This is a genomic window from Butyricicoccus sp. AF18-9LB (assembly GCF_027684505.1).
Lineage (GTDB): Bacteria > Bacillota > Clostridia > Oscillospirales > Butyricicoccaceae > Agathobaculum > Agathobaculum butyriciproducens.
Map to the genome: position 1 here is coordinate 103,560 of NZ_JAQCWA010000005.1, position 21,986 is coordinate 125,545.

Annotated in this window: 23 protein-coding genes; 14 read left to right on the plus strand and 9 right to left on the minus strand. The window is 52.7% G+C overall.

Annotated features, from left to right (window positions below; genetic code table 11):
- From PGY33_RS05140 to PGY33_RS05175, 8 genes are all read left to right on the plus strand, one after another.
- Entirely contained in the window at window positions 1–963 is a 963-nt protein-coding gene (locus PGY33_RS05140) for a carbohydrate kinase family protein (RefSeq protein WP_118479679.1), read from the plus strand.
- Between the two features lie 138 nt (window positions 964–1,101).
- A complete protein-coding gene (gene ruvC / locus PGY33_RS05145) occupies window positions 1,102–1,596 on the plus strand; it encodes a crossover junction endodeoxyribonuclease RuvC (RefSeq protein WP_110437233.1) in 495 nt (164 codons plus the stop codon).
- A gap of 11 nt (window positions 1,597–1,607) precedes the next feature.
- The gene (gene ruvA / locus PGY33_RS05150) at window positions 1,608–2,216 is read left to right on the plus strand and encodes a Holliday junction branch migration protein RuvA (protein ID WP_270477630.1); all 609 of its coding nucleotides are present in this window, start codon (window positions 1,608–1,610) and stop codon (window positions 2,214–2,216) included.
- A gap of 41 nt (window positions 2,217–2,257) precedes the next feature.
- The gene (gene ruvB / locus PGY33_RS05155) at window positions 2,258–3,298 is read left to right on the plus strand and encodes a Holliday junction branch migration DNA helicase RuvB (RefSeq protein WP_202183319.1); all 1,041 of its coding nucleotides are present in this window, start codon (window positions 2,258–2,260) and stop codon (window positions 3,296–3,298) included.
- A gap of 48 nt (window positions 3,299–3,346) precedes the next feature.
- Window positions 3,347–4,699: a phosphoglucosamine mutase gene (gene glmM / locus PGY33_RS05160; protein WP_110436909.1), complete on the plus strand. Its 1,353-nt coding sequence runs from the start codon at window positions 3,347–3,349 to the stop codon at window positions 4,697–4,699.
- Between the two features lie 561 nt (window positions 4,700–5,260).
- Window positions 5,261–7,099, plus strand: a complete 1,839-nt coding sequence (gene glmS / locus PGY33_RS05165; RefSeq protein WP_117490424.1) for a glutamine--fructose-6-phosphate transaminase (isomerizing) — start codon at window positions 5,261–5,263, stop codon at window positions 7,097–7,099.
- A 205-nt stretch (window positions 7,100–7,304) separates the two neighbouring features.
- Window positions 7,305–7,835, plus strand: coding sequence for a sigma-70 family RNA polymerase sigma factor (locus PGY33_RS05170; protein WP_227601148.1), 531 nt, complete (start codon window positions 7,305–7,307; stop codon window positions 7,833–7,835).
- Window positions 7,836–7,911: 76 nt separating this feature from the next.
- A complete protein-coding gene (locus tag PGY33_RS05175) occupies window positions 7,912–8,187 on the plus strand; it encodes a zinc-ribbon domain containing protein (protein WP_117490422.1) in 276 nt (91 codons plus the stop codon).
- A 221-nt stretch (window positions 8,188–8,408) separates the two neighbouring features.
- Here the strand turns inward: PGY33_RS05175 and PGY33_RS05180 are convergent, their stop codons facing one another.
- Window positions 8,409–8,609 (minus strand): hypothetical protein, encoded by a 201-nt coding sequence (locus PGY33_RS05180; RefSeq protein WP_270477633.1) that lies wholly within the window; start codon window positions 8,607–8,609, stop codon window positions 8,409–8,411.
- A 15-nt stretch (window positions 8,610–8,624) separates the two neighbouring features.
- Window positions 8,625–9,062 carry a hypothetical protein gene (locus PGY33_RS05185; RefSeq protein ID WP_270477634.1) on the minus strand — a complete coding sequence of 146 codons (438 nt, stop codon included), beginning with the start codon at window positions 9,060–9,062 and terminating at the stop codon, window positions 8,625–8,627.
- 156 nt (window positions 9,063–9,218) lie between these two features.
- On the opposite strand from PGY33_RS05185, the gene PGY33_RS05190 reads away from it, so the two are divergent.
- From PGY33_RS05190 to groL, 4 genes are all read left to right on the plus strand, one after another.
- On the plus strand, window positions 9,219–9,596 hold the full coding sequence (locus PGY33_RS05190) for a hypothetical protein (protein WP_270477635.1): 378 nt from the start codon (window positions 9,219–9,221) through the stop codon (window positions 9,594–9,596).
- Between the two features lie 441 nt (window positions 9,597–10,037).
- A complete protein-coding gene (locus PGY33_RS05195) occupies window positions 10,038–11,222 on the plus strand; it encodes a THUMP domain-containing class I SAM-dependent RNA methyltransferase (RefSeq protein WP_270477637.1) in 1,185 nt (394 codons plus the stop codon).
- A gap of 174 nt (window positions 11,223–11,396) precedes the next feature.
- The gene (locus tag PGY33_RS05200) at window positions 11,397–11,681 is read left to right on the plus strand and encodes a co-chaperone GroES (RefSeq protein WP_110436870.1); all 285 of its coding nucleotides are present in this window, start codon (window positions 11,397–11,399) and stop codon (window positions 11,679–11,681) included.
- 20 nt (window positions 11,682–11,701) lie between these two features.
- Window positions 11,702–13,327, plus strand: coding sequence for a chaperonin GroEL (gene groL, locus PGY33_RS05205; RefSeq protein WP_188885514.1), 1,626 nt, complete (start codon window positions 11,702–11,704; stop codon window positions 13,325–13,327).
- 341 nt (window positions 13,328–13,668) lie between these two features.
- Here groL and glyA read toward each other — a convergent pair whose 3' ends face one another.
- The 7 genes from glyA to PGY33_RS05240 all read right to left on the minus strand — a co-directional run bounded on the left by glyA (window position 13,669) and on the right by PGY33_RS05240 (window position 19,615).
- Window positions 13,669–14,922: a serine hydroxymethyltransferase gene (gene glyA, locus PGY33_RS05210; RefSeq protein ID WP_110436868.1), complete on the minus strand. Its 1,254-nt coding sequence runs from the start codon at window positions 14,920–14,922 to the stop codon at window positions 13,669–13,671.
- A 158-nt stretch (window positions 14,923–15,080) separates the two neighbouring features.
- Window positions 15,081–15,446: a hypothetical protein gene (locus tag PGY33_RS05215; RefSeq protein WP_116704907.1), complete on the minus strand. Its 366-nt coding sequence runs from the start codon at window positions 15,444–15,446 to the stop codon at window positions 15,081–15,083.
- 130 nt (window positions 15,447–15,576) lie between these two features.
- The gene (locus tag PGY33_RS05220) at window positions 15,577–17,199 is read right to left on the minus strand and encodes a DUF4368 domain-containing protein (protein ID WP_442865563.1); all 1,623 of its coding nucleotides are present in this window, start codon (window positions 17,197–17,199) and stop codon (window positions 15,577–15,579) included.
- Between the two features lie 100 nt (window positions 17,200–17,299).
- On the minus strand, window positions 17,300–17,494 hold the full coding sequence (locus tag PGY33_RS05225; protein WP_002334813.1) for a hypothetical protein: 195 nt from the start codon (window positions 17,492–17,494) through the stop codon (window positions 17,300–17,302).
- Between the two features lie 72 nt (window positions 17,495–17,566).
- Window positions 17,567–18,511: a MobV family relaxase gene (gene mobV / locus PGY33_RS05230; protein ID WP_195556786.1), complete on the minus strand. Its 945-nt coding sequence runs from the start codon at window positions 18,509–18,511 to the stop codon at window positions 17,567–17,569.
- 183 nt (window positions 18,512–18,694) lie between these two features.
- Window positions 18,695–19,090, minus strand: a complete 396-nt coding sequence (locus PGY33_RS05235; RefSeq protein ID WP_118140211.1) for a replication initiator protein A — start codon at window positions 19,088–19,090, stop codon at window positions 18,695–18,697.
- Window positions 19,091–19,201: 111 nt separating this feature from the next.
- Window positions 19,202–19,615, minus strand: coding sequence for a cysteine-rich VLP domain-containing protein (locus tag PGY33_RS05240; RefSeq protein ID WP_008373577.1), 414 nt, complete (start codon window positions 19,613–19,615; stop codon window positions 19,202–19,204).
- A 338-nt stretch (window positions 19,616–19,953) separates the two neighbouring features.
- Between PGY33_RS05240 and PGY33_RS05245 the strand changes: the two genes are divergently transcribed.
- Together PGY33_RS05245 and PGY33_RS05250 are read left to right on the plus strand one after the other, a co-directional pair.
- Entirely contained in the window at window positions 19,954–20,778 is an 825-nt protein-coding gene (locus tag PGY33_RS05245) for a helix-turn-helix domain-containing protein (RefSeq protein ID WP_002569772.1), read from the plus strand.
- Window positions 20,779–20,782: 4 nt separating this feature from the next.
- Entirely contained in the window at window positions 20,783–21,847 is a 1,065-nt protein-coding gene (locus PGY33_RS05250; protein ID WP_118140213.1) for a M28 family metallopeptidase, read from the plus strand.
- Window positions 21,848–21,986: the final 139 nt, after the last annotated feature.

A 21,986-nucleotide genomic window follows, 5' to 3' on the forward strand; every position in this document is an offset into this window, starting at 1 on the left:
ATGAAAAAAGTAGTGGCAATCGGCGAACTGCTCATTGATTTCGTGCCGCAGCAGCGCGGCTGTGCACTTGATGAGGTCGTGCAGTTTGAGCGTGTCGCGGGCGGTGCGCCGGCCAATGTGGCAACCGCAGTGGCGCGTCTCGGCGGCAGAGCGCAGATGATTTCGCAGGTGGGAGAGGATGCATTCGGTACGCACATTCTCAAAACGCTGCACGCAAACGGCGTGAACATCTCAACGGTGTTCCGCACCGGACGGGCGAATACCGCGCTGGCGTTTGTTTCACTTGATAAGAACGGCAACCGCGAGTTTTCCTTCTACCGCAATCCCTCGGCAGACCTGTTTCTCGATGAAGCGCAGATTACGCCGGATATTTTCGCGGACTGTGCCGTGCTGCACTTCTGCTCGGTCGATCTGGTAGATGCACCTGTCAAGCAGGCACATCGCAAGGCCATCCGGCTGGCAAAGGACGCAGGCGCGTTCCTCTCGTTTGACCCTAACGTGCGCCTGCCGCTGTGGGACAGCCCGGAAAGCTGTCAGGCAGCGATTCGTGAGTTTCTGCCGTGTGCAGACCTCGTGAAGCTGTCGGATGATGAAGTTGAATTCTGCACCGGCTGCAAAACCGAGAGGGAAGCGGCAGAGCTTCTGTTTTCGCAGGGCTGCAGGCTGCTGCTTGTGACACGCGGCGCGGACGGCGCGGCAGTCTACACGCCGAACGCGAGCGCCGAGACCAAAGCGCTGCCAGTGACGGTCGCGGATACCACCGGAGCGGGCGATTCGTTCATCGGGTCGTTCCTGTATCAGCTTACCCGCGACGGCGTGACAGCGGAAACGCTCGCAGACATCCCGCAGGAGAAACTTGCGGATTATCTGACATTTTCGTCCGAATGTTCGGCGTATACCGTGCAGCATAAGGGCGCGGTTATGCCAACGGAAGAAGAATTGAGAATGGGAAATGGAGAATGAATGTGTCCGCCCACAGAGTGGCAATTCAATAATGCGCTTTGCGCGTAACCGCGGTTCTCAATTTTCCATTAACCTGCCACTAAAATTTATTGCACAATGTGTGCGAACGTGGTATAATTTTGAGGTTATAAAGAAATGATAACGATTCTTGGCATCGACCCGGGCTACGGCACGATTGGCTATGGCGTGGTGCGGTTCGATAATATGAAATTTACGCCGGTGCAGTACGGTGCGGCAAAAACCGCTCCCGGAACACCGATGCACCTGCGCTTATGTGAGATTTACGATGATATCTGTACGCTGGTGGACACATTTCACCCGGACGAGGTGGCAATCGAGGAGCTTTTCTTCTCGAAAAACGTCACAACCGGCATTCAGGTTGCGCAGGCGCGCGGTGTAATTCTGCTGGCGCTGGCCCAGAAGGGACTGCATCCGGTATCCTATACACCAAATCAGGTGAAGCTGTCCGTTGTCGGCTACGGCGGCGCGGAGAAAAAACAGGTGATGGAAATGACGAAAAGCATTCTCCATCTCACCAAGCTGCCGCGTCCGGACGATGCCGCGGATGCGCTTGCGCTGGCCATCTGCCACGGGCATTCCCGGCAGGCCATGCGCTATGAAGGCTTATTATGAGGTTTAAATAGATGTTTTATTATGTAGACGGCACGGTTTCCGTGCTCCAGCAGGGGCTTGCGGTGATCGACTGCGGCGGTGTAGGCTATGCCTGCCACGCTTCGCAGAACACCATCGGCAAGCTGAAAACCGGCGAAAAAGCGCGTCTGCTGACCTGGCTCAATGTCCGTGAGGGCGTGTTTGAGCTGTACGGCTTTATCGACGAGGAGGAGAAGTCCTGCTTCCTGATGCTGACCAGCGTTAACGGTGTTGGCCCGAAGGCGGCACTGTCCATCCTGTCGGTCGCACCGCCGGACAGACTGGCGCTCAGCATTATCACCGGCGATGAAAAAATGCTCATGCAGGCGCCGGGCATCGGCAAGAAGATCGCACAGCGCATTGTACTTGAGCTGCGCGACAAGATGAGCAAGGAGCAGCTGGAGACCGCATCTGCAGCGTCTCCGGTGGCGGCAGCCGCCGTTTCCGGCGGTGTCAACCACACGCAGGAGGCAGTCGCGGCGCTTATGGTGCTCGGCTATACGCAGGCAGAGGCGCTGCACGCGATGGAGGGTCTGGATGCTGCCAGCATGGAGGCGGACGAGATCATCCGCCAGTGCTTGAAAAAGCTGGTCAAGTCCTGATTTTGGACGATAAAAGCCTGATCAAGTAGGAGAGTGTACCTTTGAGTATTGAATTTTCCGGCGGCATGACGGATGATGAGCGCATCATCTCCACCCGCCAGCTCAGCGAGGACGAGACCGAGAATTCGCTCCGTCCGAAATCCATGGCGGACTATATCGGTCAGAAAAAAGCCAAGGAAAACCTGAGTATTTACATACAGGCCGCGAAAATGCGCGGTGAATCGCTCGACCATACGCTGCTGTACGGCCCGCCGGGTCTGGGCAAGACCACACTCGCGGGCATCATTGCCGCAGAAATGGGCGTGAATATCCGTGTTACGAGTGGTCCGGCGATCGAAAAAGCGGGAGATTTGGCGGCTTTATTGACAAATCTCTCAGAGAATGATATTTTGTTTATTGACGAGATTCATCGTCTCGACCGTGCGGTAGAGGAGATTCTCTATCCTGCGATGGAGGACTATGCACTCGATATCATCATCGGCAAGGGGCCTTCGGCGCGCTCGATCCGTATCGACCTGCCGAAATTTACGCTCATCGGCGCGACTACGCGTGCCGGTCAGATGACCAGTCCGCTGCGTGACCGCTTCGGCGTCATGCTCCGTCTGGAGCTGTATTCACCTGAGGAGCTGTGCGGTATTGTTGAACGCTCGGCAGGCATTCTTAATGTACCGTGCGAACACGATGGCGCATTCGAGATTGCGCGCCGCAGCCGCGGTACGCCGCGAATCGCCAACCGGCTTCTGCGCCGCGTGCGAGACTTTGCACAGGTAATCGGCACCGGTACGATTGACAGAAAAAGTGCCGACATTGCGCTTCGTGCACTCGAGATTGATGAGTTAGGTCTGGATAACGTAGACCGCAGGATGCTCAAAAGCATCATCCAGAACTACGGCGGCGGTCCAGTCGGACTGGATACGCTGGCCGCGACCATCGGCGAAGAAGCGATCACCTTGGAAGATGTTTATGAGCCGTATCTCATGCAGATCGGCTTTCTCAGCCGCACGCCGCGCGGACGCTGCGTGACGCTGCAGGCTTACCGTCATTTGAATCTGGAACCGGCGGACGGACAGCAAATGCTGTAATGCAATCATTTCCCCGCCTTTATCATACAAGAAAGTTAGGTGTTTCATTTGGGTAGATATTTTGGAACAGACGGCGTTCGCGGTGTAGCGAACTCGGAACTTGATGCACTGCTGGCGTTCAAGATCGGCGCGGCAGCGGCATATGCACTCACGCAGGAGTCTGCACACGGCCGCAAGGCGAAGCTGCTGATCGGCAAGGACACCCGCGTATCCTCGGATATGCTGGAGAACGCGCTGGTCGCGGGCATCTGCTCGGTTGGCGCGGATGTAGAGCTGCTCGGCGTTATCCCGACGCCGGCGGTCGCTTTCCTCACCATCAAGCACAAGGCAGATGCGGGTATTGTCATTTCCGCAAGCCACAACTCCTTTGAGTACAACGGCATCAAGATTTTTGCAGGCAACGGCTACAAGCTGCCGGACGAAACTGAGGCAAGGATTGAGGACCTGATCGACGATTTCGAGTCTATTCCGAAGATGACCCACGAGAAGATCGGCCGTGTACTCAAAAGCGAGATCGACCCGGTAGTCGAGTACACCGACCACCTTGCAGATACCATCAAGGGCGACCTGTCCGGTCTGCGCGTAGCGGTGGACTGTGCAAACGGCTCTTCCTCCACAACGGTGGAGCGCCTCATGCGTCTGGTCGAGTGCAAGGCGGAAATCCGCTTCTATGAGCCGGACGGCATCAATATCAACGATAACTGCGGCTCCACCCATCTCGGTCAGCTGAAGGAGCGCGTCCGCTCGGGCAATTTTGATCTTGGCGTTGCCTTTGACGGTGATGCGGATCGCTGCCTGATCGTAGACGAGACTGGCGAGGAGCTGGACGGCGACCGCATTATGGCAGTCTGCGCGGCGCACATGAAGAAGGAAGGCAAGCTGCGCGGCGGCGCATTTGTTGCCACCATTCTGTCCAACATGGGTCTGCACGCCTACGCCGATAAGAACGGCATGAAGATCGAGTGCTCCAACGTCGGCGATCGCTATGTGCTCGAAATGATGCTCAAGAAGGGCTACATTCTGGGCGGCGAGCAGTCCGGACACGTTATTTTCCTTGAGTATGCGTCCACCGGTGACGGTGAGCTGACTGCACTGCAGTTTATGTCTATCCTCAAGGCGAGCGGCAAGAAGTGCTCGGAGATCGCAGCTGAGGTTGAGCCGTGGCCGCAGCTGATGATCAACGTCAAGGTGCCGAACGATAAAAAGGCTACCCTGCAGCAGCTGCCCGAGGTCAAGGCGGCTATCGATGCGGCTTCTGCGGAGTTGGGCAATAACGGCCGAATCCTGGTTCGTCCGTCCGGCACGGAGGCGCTTGTGCGCGTCATGGTAGAGGGCACGAACAGTGAGCAGGTAGATACTTTGGCAAAAAAGGTTGCCAAAGTCATCGAGTCTGTTGTATAATGTAAAAGAGCCAACAGGAGTGGGTGTGGTTTGCACACCCACTTTCTTCATTCTGAACAGGGAGGTGGGAGCATTTGCGCACAATTCCATAATATGCTAAGCGCCAGAACTGCGGTGCAGCCGGTATCGCAGTTGACGAGGAAAGGGTTAATCGAAAGTATTCGGCGGGTGCCCTTCGGTCACAAGTGGGTTGATCGTCAGCAGGCTGTTAAAACATACGGGCGACCGTATCGACAGAGCAGTTATGCGTAACGCACTATTTTTATACCCAAAATTAGAAATTCACCGCATATATTGAGGTAAGGCAATACGGAATAATTAAACAAGAGCGATTTGTGAGAGAGTTTTACGGACTAACAAGGCGTGTTTGGCGGTAATGATTGATGTATTATCGTAAAATCGTAATGCAGTCAGGACGTAAAATCTTCACAAAGCGGAGCGGCAGCGCGACCGGAGTTCGTGCAGGAAGCCGCAGCTTTCATTGTTCCGTGCTGTCTAAGGCTCATACTGAAATGTTGCGGAAGATATGTTATATTTACCGTTGCAAAGGAGTATTATTTTATGTGTGGAATCGTTGGATTCACCGGACGCGAGAACGCGCTTCCGATTCTCATCAAGGGTCTGTACAGTCTGGAATACCGTGGCTATGACTCTGCTGGTGTGGCTGCCTTCACGAAGGACGGTCTGCGCGTTGTCAAGGCGCGCGGCCGCATTGCAAACCTTGAGGAGAAGATCAAGGAGGAAGGCGGCGACATGTACTGCACCTGCGGTATCGGCCACACCCGCTGGGCAACGCACGGTGAGCCGTCCGACCGCAACTCACACCCGCATCTGGGCGGCAAGGGCAAGGTAGCAGTTGTACACAACGGCATTATCGAGAACTACAAGGAGCTGCGTGAGCGTCTGGAGGCACACGGCTATGAGTTTAAGTCCGAGACCGATACGGAGACTGTCGCGCACCTCGTGGACTATCTGCACACCGGCAAGCAGGAGGATCTGGCAAAGACCGTTCTGCAGGCCGTACAGCGTTTGCGCGGCTCTTACGCACTGGGCGTAGTCTCGATGGATAACACGCAGGAGATCGTTGCTGCACGCCGCGGCAACCCGCTGGTTATCGGTATCGGTGAGGGCGAGAACATGATCGCATCCGATATTACCGCTATTATCAATCGCACCAAGCGTTACATTATTCTGGATGATAACGAGGTTGCAATCGTTCGCCCGGACAGCGTAGTTGTCATGAACGAGTTCGGCGATACGGTAGAGAAGGAAATCATGACCGTAACGTGGGATATGTCCGCAGCGGAAAAGGGCGGCTACCAGCACTTTATGCTCAAGGAGATCATGGAGCAGCCCAAGGCAGTTGCCGATACGGTTAAGCCGCGCATCAAAAACGATGCGGTTGTATTCGAGGACAACGGTCTGACCGACGAGCGTCTGCGTGAGATCGAGCATATCCATATCATCGGCTGCGGCTCTGCACTGCACGCAGGCATGGTCGGCAAGCGCGTGATTGAGGCGATGTGCCGCATTCGCTGCACGGCAGAGGTTGCTAGCGAGTTCCGTTATGAGAACCCGATCATCGGCAAAAAGGATATGTGCATCGTTATCAGCCAGTCCGGCGAGACGGCGGACACGCTGGCTGCCATGCGTCTGGCCAAGCAGGCAGGTGCGTTCACGATTGCAATCGTAAACGTCGTTTCCTCGACGATTGCGCGCGAAGCAGACGGTGTGCTATATACCTGGGCCGGCCCGGAGATTTCGGTTGCGACAACCAAGGCATATTCCGCACAGCTGTCCGCTCTGTACCTCATCTCGGTTAAGATCGCGCGTGTGCGCGGTCTGATTTCCATCGGTGACGAGCGTGCGCTGTGCGCTGAGCTGCAGCGTCTGCCGGAATGCATTGAGCAGACACTGGGGTGCCAGTCGGATATGCAGCGTATCGCTACGCTGTATGCAAACCGCTCGAGCGTGTTCTTCCTTGGCCGCGGGCTGGACTATGCCGCCGCGCTCGAGGCTTCGCTCAAGCTGAAGGAAATTTCCTATATTCATTCGGAGGCGTACGCTGCCGGTGAGCTGAAACACGGCACGATTTCGCTGATCGAGGAGGGTACTCTGGTTGTTGCTCTGGCAACGCAGCCGGCACTGTTTGAGAAGACGGTCTCCAATATCCGCGAGGTTGTAGCGCGCGGCGCAAGTGTCGTGCTCGTCACCACGGACGATTTCACCGGGGACGAGTCGGTCTGCCAGCACATCGTGCGCCTGCCGAAGTGCCTGTATGAATTTTCCGCTTCGCTCTCGATTATTCCGATGCAGCTTTTGGCATACTATATCGCAGTGGAGCGCAACTGTGATGTCGATAAGCCGCGCAACCTGGCAAAGTCGGTAACTGTAGAGTAAAACGTCAACAATATTGTCATAATTGCACAAAAATAGAAGCGCGTTTTTGTGTGATATAGGTAAAGATGACAATCGTTTCTTGACATTTCCAATTCTACCGCGTATAATAGCTATTGACATGAGAAATGATTATCAAATACAGCCATCGAACGGGATTCCGGATGAAAAGCTGTGCCGTCTGGCACGGCAGGGAGACGGACCTGCGATGGAGAATCTGATCCGTCGTTATACCCGTCTGGTCAAGACCTGTGCGCGGCCCTACTTTCTGGCAGGCGCCGATGCGGAGGATCTGATGCAGGAGGGTATGCTCGGGCTGCTGAATGCCGTCCGGGAGTACGATGAGAGCAAGGGCGCACCCTTTGGAGCGTTTGCACGGTTGTGTATCACGCGGAAGATTTATTCCGCAGTGAAGGCGGCAGCGTCGCTCAAGCACGACCCGCTCAATCAGTCCATGTCAATCGATCGACCTCTGTTTGAAGACCTTGCGGAATCGCGTACCCGGGTAACTGCACCGAATGGTGATCCTGAATCGCTTGTTATCGGCAATGAGGAGAGGGAAGAGCGGAAAAAGAAGCTCTACTCGCTTTTGTCTGAATTTGAGGCACAGGTTTTGACGTTGTTTTTGGACGGCTTATCGTATGAAGAGATGTCCGAAGCGCTGCACAAACCAATCAAATCTGTGGATAATGCCGTCCAGCGCATCAAGCGAAAATCGGCAGCCATTAAACCTATTTAGGCGATAGCAGGCGCAGTGTCTGTACGCATATATTTCAAGTTTCCCGAGGGAACAGTATCAAAGAGAGGTAAAAACCATGTACGAAGACAAGACTTTAGTATGCAAGGAATGCGGTAAGGAGTTCGTGTTCACCGCCGGCGAGCAGGAGTTTTACGCAGAGCGCGGTTTCCAGAATGAGCCGCAGCGCTGCAAGAGCTGCCGTGACGCGCGCAAGAACGCTGCACGCGGTCCGCGTGAGTTCTTCACCGCTACCTGTGCTGCTTGCGGCGGCGAGGCTCGCGTTCCGTTCGAGCCGAAATCTGACCGCCCAGTATATTGCAGCGAGTGCTTCGCAAAGATGCGTGAGCAGTGATACCGTAACGGTAAAAAATCAATAAATGACACGTTAAAAGTGCCAGTAATGACTTTTCTCATTGCTGGTGCTTTTTTCTTTGCCCACAGGAAAGGAATCGGCAAGGAAATGTATGTGTTCCGAAAAATGATAAAGAAATGAAGAATCGGATCCGCAGGCGAAGGGCGGCTTGCGGCAAAAGAAAACCTCTGCTCAATATGAGCAGAGGGGATCTTTTGATTTTAAGCAATAATATCGTATCCCAGAATCAAGCCACGTTTCTGTCGATCGTCAAGGTCAGCAATAGCGGCATCAATACTGGGAAATAAGCAAGGGCAGATATGACCTTTGCTGAGATTCACGAAGCTGTACATGTTTGTTCCCTTGTGGGGGAGCAGAAGTACGTCCAGCGTTTCATTGCGCTTGAAAATGTAGAAATGCATAGAGAAGAGCCTCCTTTACTTGGTTTCGTTGATGGTAAGCAGCTCTTCGACCGTCTTTTTCTGCCGGCGAAGAAAGCCGAGATAGAAACCGTCAGAAACGGAAAATGCGATGAATGCTGCGTGCAGCAGAAGGACTCCGATATGTATAAGAAGAATGATGATCTCTGCGATGTTCATATTTTTGGGTGTGTAAAAGGCATAGGCGGGATTGGTAAACAGCAGATAAAAGTCCCGTAAGATAAGCACACTAACCGGAATCAGGGCGAACGATAAGGCAATCCAAACGCGGGTGTCTTTCTTAAGGACCTCGTACAGATGCAGAATATCGGCGTGCTTGGTTTCCAATTCTTCGCGCGAAAAGCGGGAATAGTAATCCAAGTCACATAGTTTCTGGTGCTTGATGAATTCGGCTGCGCCGTTTTCATCGGACTTTGATGGTATATTGCTGGGCATAGGCAATAACTCCTGTAATTAGGGTAGTTCTTGGTAAAAAGAAAAGGAAGACCCTAAAGAGCCTTCCTTATCGAAAGTGTCGGTAATGAAATCCTCATTACCGGCACTTTTTATTTGTCCGCAGTAAAAATAGTCCTCGCATAAGGAGGAAAAAGTGTGAAAAACGGAAAAATGATCTATCTCCCATATGTTCGTTTTGAGCAGGAGGAAGGAGAAGCAGAGGGCAGCGGCTGGTACTTTACGCAGTATAATGCCGAAACTGGAGAAGGTAAAGGCTGGCACGGAACAGAGTTCATGCCGGAGTGTTTCTTTGAAACGAACTGCGAGTGCGGCGAACCGGAAACAAAGTTCTTTGATGTGCATATCAATGAGCCGATTGAGCAGTGGAGTTGGCCGGAACCGCCGGATGACGATGCGTTCACGAACTACGATGCGTGTTCCAACACAACGCGGGTTTCGCTGTCAAGTGCCTTCAAGTGCTCGGCGAGAGAAGCCAATCCTTCCACGTTGCGGACAACATCCAACGGCAGCTGAACAACCTCGCCCAAAGAACGAAGCGCTGCAGCCGTGCTCTTTCTGCTTGGAACATCAATACCCACTGTGTTCATAGAAACACTCCTGTTTGGAATTTGCAATGGACAACGCCCTCTTTACCCATTGCCGATTCTATCTGTTTGCTTACATGAATGCGCTGGCTTTACCTGCACAAATCGAACACTGCTTTAATCCGTACACGGCGCGGAAAAAGGTTTAGTGGCCTACGGGCAAACCTTGGTGTCTCCCTCTTGCGCCCGTGCAGGGCAGGCAAGAGCGTTATCGCTTCTCAAGCGATAACGCTCCGGATAGCGGCATTCAGCAAACCGCGTTATCTCGCCGCAAATCTTGACAAAATCCTCGAAAACCGATACAATATAAAGGTTAAAAAGGACTTTCGGCTCCTGCTATGACGGCGGGAGCCTTTTTGGAGGAAACACGATGGAACTTACATTATGCTGCCCGACTTTATTCGGGCTGGAGGGCATCGTCGCGGATGAGCTGCGCTTCGGCGGCAGGCTGACCGACGTGCACGCGGAAAACGGCCGCGTGCTGTTCACCGGTGACGAAAACACGCTTGCATGGGCGAACCTGAACCTGCGGTGCGCCGAGCGTGTGCTCATCCGCATCGGCACATTCAAAGCCAAAACGTTCGACCAGCTGTTCGAGGGTGTAAAAGCACTCCCGTGGGAGCAGTTCATTCCGGCGGACGGCGCATTTCCGGTCAAGGGTCACAGTCTGGACTCCGCGCTGCACTCGATTCCGGACTGCCAGAAGATAATCAAAAAGGCAGTCGTATCGCGCCTGGGCGCGAAGTACGGTCAGACCTGGTTTGATGAGATTGGTGAAAAGTATCAGATTCAGTTCGCCATCATGCACGATGTGGCTGAGCTGTACCTCGATACCTCGGGTGCCGGTCTGCACAAGCGCGGCTACCGCGCCAACAGCAATGCGGCGCCGCTTCGTGAGACGTTGGCGGCGGCTATGGTCAAGCTGGCGCGCTGGCGCGGGCGCGATCCGTTCCTCGACCCGTTCTGCGGCTCGGGCACGATCGCGATTGAGGCGGCCATGATCGCGCAGCGCCGTGCCCCCGGTCTGCTGCGCCGCTTTGACGCGGAAAAGTGGAGCTGCTTTGACAAGTCGGTCTGGCAGCAGGCGCGCGAGAGTGCACTCGACCTTGCCCAGCCGGATGCAAAATTCGATATCGTCGGCAGCGACATCGACCCGGACTGCGTGCAGCTGTCCATCGAGAACGCGCGCAAGGCCGGTGTAGCGAACACGGTGTTCTTCGAGCGCGCGGACGCAGTAAAGCGCGATTACAGCGGTGCAGGCGTACTGTTTGCCAATCCGCCGTACGGTGAGCGTCTGCTGGACTTGCAGCAGGCGGAAAAGCTGTACGCCGACCTCGGCAGAGCGACAAAAAACAGCCCGATGAAGCAGTATCTGCTCAGCTCGGACCCGCTGTTCGAGCGTTGCTACGGCCGCAAGGCGGATAAGCGCCGCAAGCTGTATAACGGCATGATCAAGTGCGAGCTGCATATGTATTTTAAAGACCCATCTGCACAGAATAAGCCGGTAAATAAGCACTCTGACCGTCCGTCTGCTAAACGGCCGGCAAAACGCTGAGCAGTACAGGGCACTGTTCATAATTTGTTCAGAAAATTTTTGTGAAAATTCCGGATTACCCCCTTGCATATTGCGGCTCCTTGGTGTAAGATAATACTCGAAGTTAGCACTCGGGTAATTTGAGTGCTAACCCCCAACATTGTAAAATCTTATTTTTCATAGGAGGAATCCATTATGAAGCTCAAGCCCCTTTGCGACCGCGTAGTTATCAAGATGGTCGAGGCGGAGGAGACCACCGCAAGCGGCATTATTCTTACCGCATCCGCACAGGAGAAGCCCCAGGTTGCTGAAATCATCGAAGTAGGCCCGGGTGGCGTTGTTGACGGCAAGGAAATCAAGATGGAAGTTCAGAAGGGCCAGAAGGTCATCACCGGCAAGTACACCGGTACTGAGGTTAAGCTGGACGGCGAGAAGTATATCATCGTTCGTCAGAGCGACATTCTGGCAATCGTAGAGTAATTTTCAGGAGGTAATTCATCATGGCTAAGCAGCTTATTTACGGCGAGGACGCGCGCAAGGCTCTGCAGCGCGGTATTGATCAGCTCGCTGATACCGTTAAGGTAACCATCGGTCCGAAGGGCCGCAACGTTGTACTGGATAAGAAGTACGGCGGTCCGCTGATCACCAACGACGGTGTTACTATCGCCAAGGAGATCGAGCTGGATGACGCTTTCGAGAACATGGGCGCACAGCTCGTTAAGGAAGTTGCCACCAAGACCAACGACATCGCAGGCGACGGCACCACCACCGCTACCGTTCTGGCGCAGGCTTTCGTTCGTGAGGGTCTGAAGAACGTAGCAGCAGGTGCAAACCCGATGGTAATGCGCCGCGGTATCGCCAAGGCAGTCAAGGCTGCTGTTGCAGCGATTGCTGAGAACTCCAAGAAGGTTGACGGCACGAACGACATCGCCCGTGTAGGCGCTATCTCCTCCAGCTCCGACGAGATCGGCACCCTGATCGCAGAGGCTATGGAGAAGGTTTCCACCGACGGCGTTATCACCGTTGAGGAGTCCAAGACCGCTGAGACCTACTCTGAGGTTGTTGAGGGCATGCAGTTCGACCGCGGTTATATCACCCCGTATATGTGCACCGACACCGAGAAGATGGAAGCAAATCTGGATGACGCTCTGGTTCTTATCACCGATAAGAAGCTGTCCAACATTCAGGAGCTGCTGCCGATCCTCGAGCAGGTCGTTAAGGCCGGCAAGAAGCTGCTGCTCATCGCTGAGGACGTTGAGGGCGAGGCTCTGTCCACCCTGATCGTAAACCGTCTGCGCGGCACCTTCACCTGCGTAGCTGTTAAGGCTCCGGGCTTTGGCGATCGCCGCAAGGATATGCTCCGCGACATCGCAATCCTGACCGGCGGTACCGTAATCTCCGAGGAGGTTGGTATCGAGCTGAAGGACGCTACCATGGATATGCTGGGTTCTGCCCGTCAGATCAAGGTAACCAAGGAAAACACCACCATCGTTGACGGCGCAGGCGACAAGCAGGCTATCGCAAACCGCGTTGCTGAGATCCGCGGCGCAATCGAGCGCACCACCTCTGACTTCGACCGTGAGAAGCTGCAGGAGCGTCTGGCTAAGCTGGCCGGCGGCGTAGCAGTTATCAAGGTTGGCGCTGCAACCGAGACCGAGATGAAGGAGCAGAAGCTCCGCATCGAGGATGCACTGAACGCAACCCGCGCAGCTGTTGAGGAAGGCATCGTAGCAGGCGGCGGCGTAGCTTATGTAAACGCTATCGCAGCGGTTGAGGCTCTGGCTGCCGAGGCAACCGGCGACGAGAAGACCGGTATGCAGATCGTTGCACGCGGTCTGGAAGCACCGATGAAGCAGATCGCTGCCAATGCAGGCATCGAGGGCGCAATCGTTGTTGATAAGGTTAAGCACGCTGACAAGGTTGGCTACGGCTTTGACGCTGCAACCGAGACCTACGGCGACATGATTGCAAACGGCATCGTTGACCCGACCAAGGTAAACCGTTCCGCACTGCAGAATGCAGCATCCGTTGCTTCGATGGTTCTGACCACCGAGAGCCTGGTTGCTGATAAGAAGGAGCCGGTTCCGGCTGCTCCGGCTGCACCGGATATGGGCGGTATGTACTAAAAAGTGCCGAAAAACGGCGTAAACACTGAGGTTTTTGCAGGTCAAACGGCAAACTTACCATAAACTTACGATAATTATCAGTGAAAAAGCGTCAGATGTGTACAAGGCCGACGCCTGCAAAATGCAGGCGTCGGCCTGTTTCTGTTGTCGAAAAATTACAGATACAAATGTGCTTAATGTATTCTTCAAGAGGCTTGAGACTTACCCGGAAATGAAAACAGAGCGCTTCACAGCAGTGAAACGCTCTGTTTTGGTATGAGTATCATCGGATTTGCGTGCGCCGGAGCTTTATGCAGCCATTGCTCAGAAATCCGGATGAGTAGTTCCGCGGCAACCGGAGATTATTCGTACAGCGGGAACTTCTCAGTGAGTGCCAGAACGCGTGCGGAAATCTCGTCCTTCTTCTCATCGTAGTGGTAGATGCAGTCTGCGATGCAGTCCGCGATGACCTTCATCTCTTCTACACCCATGCCGCGGGTCGTAGCGGCCGGAGTGCCCAGACGAACGCCGGAGGTGATGAACGGGCTGCGCTTCTCACCCGGAACGGTGTTCTTGTTGGCGGTGATGTGAACCGAATCCAGACGAGCCTCCAGATCCTTGCCGGTGCACTCCTCGTCGGTCAGGTCAACGAGCAGCAGGTGGTTGTCGGTGCCGCCGGAAACCAGCTTGACACCGCGTGCCTGCAGCTGTGCAGCCATAGCCTTGGCATTCTCGACGATCTTGCGTGCGTACTCCTTGAACTCCGGCTGCAGTGCCTCACCGAAGCAAACCGCCTTGGAAGCGATAACATGCTCAAGCGGACCGCCCTGGGTGCCCGGGAATACAGCGGAGTTAATACGCTTTGCCAGAACCGCGTTGTTGGTCAGGATCAGGCCGCCGCGCGGACCGCGAAGCGTCTTGTGGGTGGTGGTGGTAACAACGTCAGCATACGGCATCGGGTTCTGGTGCTGGCCGCCGGCAACCAGACCGGCAATGTGCGCCATATCAACCATCAGGTAAGCACCGTAGCCATGTGCGATCTCGGCCATTTTCTCGAAGTCGATGGCACGCGGATACGCGGATGCACCTGCAACGATCAGCTTCGGGCGGTGCTTCTTGACAGCCTTCTCAAGCTCAGCGTAGTCGATGAAGCCGTCCTCGTTTACGCCGTAGGAAACAAAGTGGTAGTTCTTGCCGGACTGGTTGACCGGAGAGCCATGGCTCAGGTGACCGCCCTGAGACAGATCCATGCCCATAACGGTGTCGCCCAGATCGAGCAGAGCGAAGTAAACCGCAAGGTTGGCCTGTGCACCGGAGTGCGGCTGAACATTCGCATACTTTGCACCGAACAGCTCACAGGCGCGCTCGATTGCGATGCGCTCTACCTTATCAACAAATTCACAGCCGCCGTAGTAGCGCTTGCCGGGGAGACCCTCTGCGTACTTATTGGTCAGCACGCTGCCCATAGCAGCCATAACGCCGGGAGAAACGATATTTTCGCTGGCGATCAGCTCGATATTCTGGCGCTGACGGTGCAGCTCCTCGTTCATCGCACTGCCCAGCTCGGGGTCGATCGACTGGATCATACCGATGGAATCCATCATTTCTTTGTACATTTGAACTACCTCCAAGATTTAGTAGTATAAAGTTCTCTTTGACTATACCATTGCCCTCATAAAAAAGCAAGTCGATTTTACGAAAAATATAACCAAAAATGAAGGATTGCAAAAAGCCTCCTGCAAAATGAGAAAAAGGCAGGTTACCCTGCCTTTGCTCAGATGTTCTGATAGAACAGTCCGTCCCTCGTGCAGTACCACAGCAGCATGCCGTGCCGAATATAGGGCAGACGCACGTCTAATCCCCATTCCGGGTACTGCTTTTTGACGATCATCGTGTCTCCGGTGAGAAATGCAACGAACGAGATATAGTGCTCGCGGTGCATTTCATGCGGTGCGGTGATATACCATTCGCCGTCGCTGTGCTCAATTTGCAGTGCATTTTCCTCGTCCGGTTTGTGCATGACGAGGTTGGTCAATTTTGCACCGCAACAGGTCACATCTGCGTCATCGGTCGAGAACAGCAGATTGCCGCAGGCCGGACAGCGGTAAAACCGCATTTTCTTCATATTGCCGTTAGTCATATCGTTTTCCTCCAGATCGCCTCTCAGCAGGGCTTCGGTGTCCACGCCGAGAGCCTGTGATAACAACGGGAGGAGCGAGATATCGGGAGCACCGCCGCCGGTATCACATAGTTAAAGATATTGATGTCATTTAATCAATTTTGCCGATAAAGCGGTAGAAGATTTCTACCTCCTGTTCCCGGCTTCCGTCCTCACCTTTGACCGCTTCATGGACAACGATTTTTTCAATCAGCGTATTCAAAAGTTCGGCGGTCAGTTCCGTTGGATTGACGCACTCTTTCATCAAGGCAATCCATTTTTCTGCGTCTGCGGCGTTCTGGCTTTCAGTGGCGATAGCAGATTGAAGCCGCTCAATCTTTTCGTCCAGTTCAGCCTGTTCGCTTTGATACTTCCCGGACAGCATAGAGAAGTTGTATTCCGTGATACGCCCCGCCGCCCAGTCCTCATACATCCGGGCAAACAGGGTATCGACTTCGGCTTTCCGCTTCTCTGCCTTTTTCAGTTCTGCGGCCTGCTTCTTTCTTGCGGCGGCCTGTCCCTTATCAGTGGCATTTAACAGCCGCTTCAAGAGCCGTTCTTCATCATGCTGTACCAGCCCCGACCAGTATTGCAGACGGGAGAGGACATAGGCGTAAAGCACATCATAGCGGATATAGTGCATGGAGCATTGGCGTGTGCCCTGTCCGTACTTGCTACAATGATAATGGCCGTAAGGCTTGCTGTTCTGCCTGTTCTCCCCATAGGACAGCGACCAGCCGCAATCCGCACATTTTACCAATCCGGAAAAAATCTGCGTTGTACCATCCTTGCACTTCCTGCGGCGGTTTGCTATCTGCTCCTGTACCTGCCGGAAAACCTGTTCGCTGATAATCGGCTCCTGCGTATTCTCCACCCGCACCCATTCACTTTGGGGCTTGCGTACCCTCCGCTTGTTCTTAAAGGAAATGTTCGTTTCCCGGTAGTGGATGGTATGGCCGATATAGGTTTCATCTTTCATAATGCTCTTGACCTGGGCTATCGTCCATGCGTAGCTTTTTTCCTCCGGCGCACCCGCATAGATGTTTGCAAAAGTCCCATCACGCTGGAAATTGATAAATCCCGGTGTGGGAACCTTTTCCATAATCAGTATTCTTGTGATACTGGCCGCCCCTCTGCCATGAATGGCAAGGTCAAAAATCTTCTCCACTATCCAGCGGGTTTCCTCGTCGATTATCAGCTTGTTTTTGATTTCCGGGTGTTTCCTGTACCCGATGGGAGCATAGGCAACGATACGCTGTCCTGTGGCAAACTTCGCTTTGAAAGCGGCCTTTACCTTGCGGCTCGTATCTTTCGCAAACCATTCATTGAACAGGTTTTTGAACGGGACAAAATCGGAAAGCCCTTTCTCTGTGTCCTCATTCTCCGCAACGGCGATGTAGCGCACCCGTTTTTCCGGGAACAGAAATTCCAGATAGTAGTCCATCATCACATGTTCCCGCCCGAAACGGGAAAGGTCTTTCGTGACAATGCAGTTTACTTTTCCGGCTTCCACATCGTCCATCATGCGCTGAAAATCCGGGCGTTCAAAGTTCGTCCCCGACCAGCCATCGTCCACATACTCACCGACTACATGAAGTCCCTGTTCCTTTGCGTACTGTTGCAGGATTGTCCGCTGTGTTTCAATGCTTACGCTGTCACCATAGTTTTCATCGTCCCGGCTTAATCTCATATAAAGCGCCGTGTTGTAAATCGTAGTATTGTAAGGTTGTTTCACCGTTAAAAATCCTCCTTCTAAAGAAACAACCCACGCTTACAATACTTTTGCTCTATGGCAATTATATCATAAGCGTGGGCGTGTTATCAATGATGGGCTATCAGGTTGAAGCGGCTTTTTCTGCGGTATGCCGCACCACATCTACAATCAGATCACCGAGGGGCTTTCCGCCTGCGGCGAAGTGTTCGGAGATTTTTATACGGTTGTTCCCACATACAAAATACTGCGTGCCGTTCTCTGCTTGTATGACCTGCCCTGTCCGGGGTGTAAAAATATCGCTTTCGCTTTTTGCCATCCAGTGTCCTCCATATTCAGTTTTCAAGGTACAATGCCGCACAGGAGCGGCGAAAATTTCTGCTTATATCTTTCACCTTTCCTTTACCGTGTGCCGCTGCTGCCGTTTCAGTTCCGCCAGTATATCCGGCGGGATACGGTCAACCAGCCGCTGTAAATTGTCCAGTTCGCTTTTCAGCTTTGCCCGTTCCATCGTATCTTTCATCTTGCCTTTTTCACTGGCCTTTGCCCTTGCTTCCAGCTTCTCATTCTCCGCCAACAAGTCATTGATTGTGACCTTGTACTTTTTCAGTTGCCCGGAGAAGTTCTCCATCTGCGGGAACCACTTTTTCAGCATGGAGAGGGCTTCCTCTTTTTTCTTTCCGGCGTTCAGCGGGTTAATGCCGTCAAGGGCGGCTTCAATGGCTCTGGCCTGTTTGGAGAGGGAAATCGCCTGTTTGAAAAGCCGGGTGGGGATATGCTTCCGGCCTGTCTTGCTGGCACTCTCCCCACGCTCCAAGTCGGGATATTTCTCTACCATATAGGCGTGAAAATCGTCCTGCCACTTCGTCAGGTTTGCCCGGTTGCCGATAATCTCCTTTGCACACAGGCGGTTGTCCTTTGTCAGCGGAACAAAGGTCAAATGCAGGTGGGGCGTTTTCTCGTCCATGTGTACCACCGACGACACGATATTTTCCCGTCCTACCCGGCCAATGAGGAAAGCCGCCGCCCTCTGGAAAAACGCCTGTATCTCCTTTGGGGATTTCCCCTTGAAAAACTCCGGGCTGGCAGTTACCAGTGTATCGACAAACCGTGTGCTGTCTTTCCTCGTCCGGCATCCGGCCTGCTCGATACGGCTCTGAATGAAGTGGTAATAGCGTCCCTCCGGCTTGACGATATGGAAGTTGTATTTACTCCGGCTTGTGTCAATGTCGGGGTTGCTGGCGTATTGTTCTTTCTGTCTTTCGTGATGGGCTTCCAGCGGCCTTGCCGGGTTGCCCTTGTGCTTCTCAAACCGCAAAATTGCGTGTTGTGCCATTCTGCTCCTTTCCCCATTCCTTTCCTATCCGGAGTTTTCCATAGGGAAAATCCCGCCGGAATTATCTCTGATACGATAGGAATGGAATGGATATAAATCAATCATTTTAATCCTTGTATTTCTATATACCGTCCGGTTTTCGTACTTCAAGGGGGCGGTTTCCGTACTTCATGGGTACGGTTTTCAGTCCTCCGGCGTACCAGAACGGGATTTCTTGAAGTCGGTGTTTGGAACCGCTTCATAGGATTTTGGGAAAATGCGGTTGGGTTTTCCACAGCCCTGCTTCTGGATCTCCACCAGTCCGGCGTATTGCAGTTCCCGCAGGGTGTTCACCGCTTTCTGCCGCCCACAGTGGAGCAGGTCAACCACCTCACAGATAGGGTAATACAGGAAAATCCGTCCGCAGTCATCCGCCCACCCATTCTTGCGGGATAACTCTGTCCGGCGCAGGATAAAGGCGTACAGAACCTTTGCCTCGTTGGACAGGGGCTTGAATGTGGGGGGTTCAAAGAGAAAATTCGGGAGCCGGGTGAAGCTGAACGCCTTTTCCGGCTGATGGATATAGATGGTATTTGTCATAGTGCGTTTTGTGGACGGTTAGAAGCCCGTTTTCCGGGGTGGGCGATACTTTATACCACCCGCCCCGGTTTGGGGCTCGCAAAACCTGATAAATCAAGGCTTTTTTCGCTCCTAACTGTCCACAGCAGACCTCCTTTTCCGTTCACTTTCTGTTTTCTGCCGCCTGTGAACTCTGGCGGCACAGCCGGGGCAGTATTTTGCCCGGTTGGATTTGGGGACGAACACGCCGCCGCAGACCGCACAGCGTTTCAAGTCCTTATCCCGGAAAATCTCCGCTTCCAGCGTTCCGTCCAGCGGCAAAACCGCCCAGCGGAACCACTTACAGCAGACCGAGAAAGAAACCGTCTGCGGGCAGGTGCAGGTGTCCCCATCGTCAAGGGCAATGCAGTTGCCGTCCTCACAGCAACAGCACTCCCGGCGTATCAGGCTGGCCGCCTGTTTCCTCTGCGCCGGTGTCATGCGGTAAAGGGAACCGTCCGGCCTGCGTTCCAGCGGCGGCAAGTCTTTATAGGGGTTATCTCTCATGCGTTCCCTCCATTTTGCTTTCCGTTGCCGTTCTCCCCGAAAAGGTTTCCTGCCCCATTCCTGCGGCGTATTCCGGCGTTGGCACGCTCCCCGCAACTTCGGGACATTTTGTCCCGAAGTCCGGCTCCTTGCGGTGTTTCCCCAGCCGGGGTATCCCTTTTCGGACGGTCATTCTGTTTTCAAGGTGCTGTCCATCGATGAACTACCCTAAGTCTACACGAAAAAAATGCAATCCCCGGAATTTTGCGAGAATTGCATTTTGATGAAGTTTACACTTTGGAAATTGCATTTTTGCAATCATTCTGTATAATGGAAGTGTGTGGAGGAGGTGCGTATCTATGGCTTTACCCGGAACACCCGGACAGCGGATTTCCGATTTATGCAACGGGAACCATATCACACAAAAGGAACTTGCAGAGAAGATAGGCGTTTCCGCTTCCCAGTTGAGCCGCATTGTCAGCGGCGAAACGAGAACGGTCAGCAGTGATATTCTCATAGGAGTGGCAAAGGAATTTAAGGTATCGACAGACTATATACTGGGCTTGTCCACCGTGAGCGTCCGTAAAAGTTACGATATTTCTGAATTAGGTTTGTCAGAGGGAGCCGTGAGGGGGCTTGTGACGGGTGCTGTTGATGTGCAAATACTCAATCGCTTACTGGAACACAGGAATTTTCCCAAGCTGATAGATTTGATACGGATTTATTTTCAGGACACGGCGGCAAAGGGGATAATGGCACGTAACCAGCTTATCGAGATGGCAACGGCTTCCCTGTCCGACTTGATGAAAGAACACCCGGAACACCGGGCGGAAGCAAAGCAGGATTTACAATTTTTGAACGCCCAGAAGATGGGGGAACATGAAGCAGAGATTGAGAAAATCAAAAATGTGTTCCTTGCTATCCTGCGGGACATTAAGAAAGACATTGATAACGGAGAACAGCCGGGGGAAGCTGTGACCGCCGCTATGTTCCAAGCCATGCGGGACGCACTGTCGGAGCAGAAGCAAAACCCGCTTTCCATTGACGATGTAACAGCAATGATAACCGGACAGATCGGACAGCTTGCGCCGATGGACGAAGAAACTGCCGACCTATTCCAGCAGCTGGCGAAGAAAATGATGACGCAAATGTCAAAAGATAGTGATGAGAAAAAAGGAGATTGATTTTATGAAAAAGATACTTTCATGCTTTTTAGTATGTGCTTTTTTATGTACGGGTTTATATGGGTGTGGTAGTAAAAAAACAGAGCTGATTGAAGAAGCCAAAGACCTAACACTTTCCCAAGAAATTTCGATAACCCCCGAACAAAATGATTATGGAATACCCGCATATAATTTTTTAAAACATATTCAATCAAACTATCCGGGGCGCGTTGCTGGCACTGAAAAAGAAACGGAAATGGCTGTATTTATTTTGTCCGTCCTCTTAAATGGTGGATATGCGGAAAGCGACATAGCTATAGAGTCTTTTGAAATAGATGATTCCACGCCTATGATGGATGAAGCCATACAAAATGTATTCGATGGAGGTGAAAAAAGTAATTCAAGTCAAAATATTTTGATAACCAAAAAAGGAGAAAGCGAAAAAACGATTATTGTTGGCGCACATTATGATAGTGCTGGAACACATGGTGTAGATGACAATGGCTCCGGCGTATCTGTTGCTTTGGAAAATGCCCTGCGAATGGTCAACACTCCAACATACTATACTATTCAATATGTATTTTTCGGTTCAGAAGAACCGGGAATGTATGGCTCAAGGGCATACGTTGAATCACTTTCCGAAAAGGAAAGAGAAAATATTATATTGATGATAAACATTGATACTGTCCTCGCTGGGGATTACCTTTATTTGTATGGCGGTAAGGTGAATGATAACGGCACTGTTGATAATACCGAAGCAGTATTTAAAGCCTACGAAATTGTTAAGGAAATTGGCTTGAACATACAATTACCACCAGACGGAAATAACGATTATCCCTATCCTACAGGTCAAAAAAGAAGCGACCACGCACCGTTTAATGACATAGGAATTCCGTACATATATTTTGAAGCAAACAACTGGGAAAATGGTTCTCCTGTCGAAACAGAAAAGAATGGATTGATAATGCATACAGATATGGATGATTTGGATTTTATTGAAAATGAATATAGCGGACGTGTCCAAAATACACTCAGCAGCTATTCAACATTATTATATTCTTTACTTCAAGAAAACAACTGGGAGCAATAACACAAATGGATAGCAAAGACATCCGAGCCAGTCAACGGTCAAGATGAACGGCGCATTTCATGCACCGCCGTTGACAGTCCCGTCTGTCTTTGCTGATAGGCAATCAAGGCGGGAAAGCCCTAAAATGGCTTCCCGCCCA

Coding starts and splice junctions, on each gene's coding strand:
- PGY33_RS05195 (WP_270477637.1), top strand. CDS start 10,038: ATGGAACTTACATTATGCTGCCCGACTTTATTCGGGCTGGAGGGCATC.
- PGY33_RS05200 (WP_110436870.1), top strand. CDS start 11,397: ATGAAGCTCAAGCCCCTTTGCGACCGCGTAGTTATCAAGATGGTCGAG.
- PGY33_RS05235 (WP_118140211.1), bottom strand. CDS start 19,090: ATGACAAATACCATCTATATCCATCAGCCGGAAAAGGCGTTCAGCTTC.
- glyA (WP_110436868.1), bottom strand. CDS start 14,922: ATGTACAAAGAAATGATGGATTCCATCGGTATGATCCAGTCGATCGAC.
- mobV (WP_195556786.1), bottom strand. CDS start 18,511: ATGGCACAACACGCAATTTTGCGGTTTGAGAAGCACAAGGGCAACCCG.
- PGY33_RS05225 (WP_002334813.1), bottom strand. CDS start 17,494: ATGGCAAAAAGCGAAAGCGATATTTTTACACCCCGGACAGGGCAGGTC.
- PGY33_RS05180 (WP_270477633.1), bottom strand. CDS start 8,609: ATGCATTTCTACATTTTCAAGCGCAATGAAACGCTGGACGTACTTCTG.
- PGY33_RS05245 (WP_002569772.1), top strand. CDS start 19,954: ATGGCTTTACCCGGAACACCCGGACAGCGGATTTCCGATTTATGCAAC.
- PGY33_RS05170 (WP_227601148.1), top strand. CDS start 7,305: ATGGAGAATCTGATCCGTCGTTATACCCGTCTGGTCAAGACCTGTGCG.
- ruvA (WP_270477630.1), top strand. CDS start 1,608: ATGTTTTATTATGTAGACGGCACGGTTTCCGTGCTCCAGCAGGGGCTT.
- PGY33_RS05240 (WP_008373577.1), bottom strand. CDS start 19,615: ATGAGAGATAACCCCTATAAAGACTTGCCGCCGCTGGAACGCAGGCCG.
- PGY33_RS05250 (WP_118140213.1), top strand. CDS start 20,783: ATGAAAAAGATACTTTCATGCTTTTTAGTATGTGCTTTTTTATGTACG.
- PGY33_RS05175 (WP_117490422.1), top strand. CDS start 7,912: ATGTACGAAGACAAGACTTTAGTATGCAAGGAATGCGGTAAGGAGTTC.
- PGY33_RS05185 (WP_270477634.1), bottom strand. CDS start 9,062: ATGCCCAGCAATATACCATCAAAGTCCGATGAAAACGGCGCAGCCGAA.
- PGY33_RS05140 (WP_118479679.1), top strand. CDS start 1: ATGAAAAAAGTAGTGGCAATCGGCGAACTGCTCATTGATTTCGTGCCG.
- groL (WP_188885514.1), top strand. CDS start 11,702: ATGGCTAAGCAGCTTATTTACGGCGAGGACGCGCGCAAGGCTCTGCAG.
- glmS (WP_117490424.1), top strand. CDS start 5,261: ATGTGTGGAATCGTTGGATTCACCGGACGCGAGAACGCGCTTCCGATT.
- PGY33_RS05215 (WP_116704907.1), bottom strand. CDS start 15,446: ATGACTAACGGCAATATGAAGAAAATGCGGTTTTACCGCTGTCCGGCC.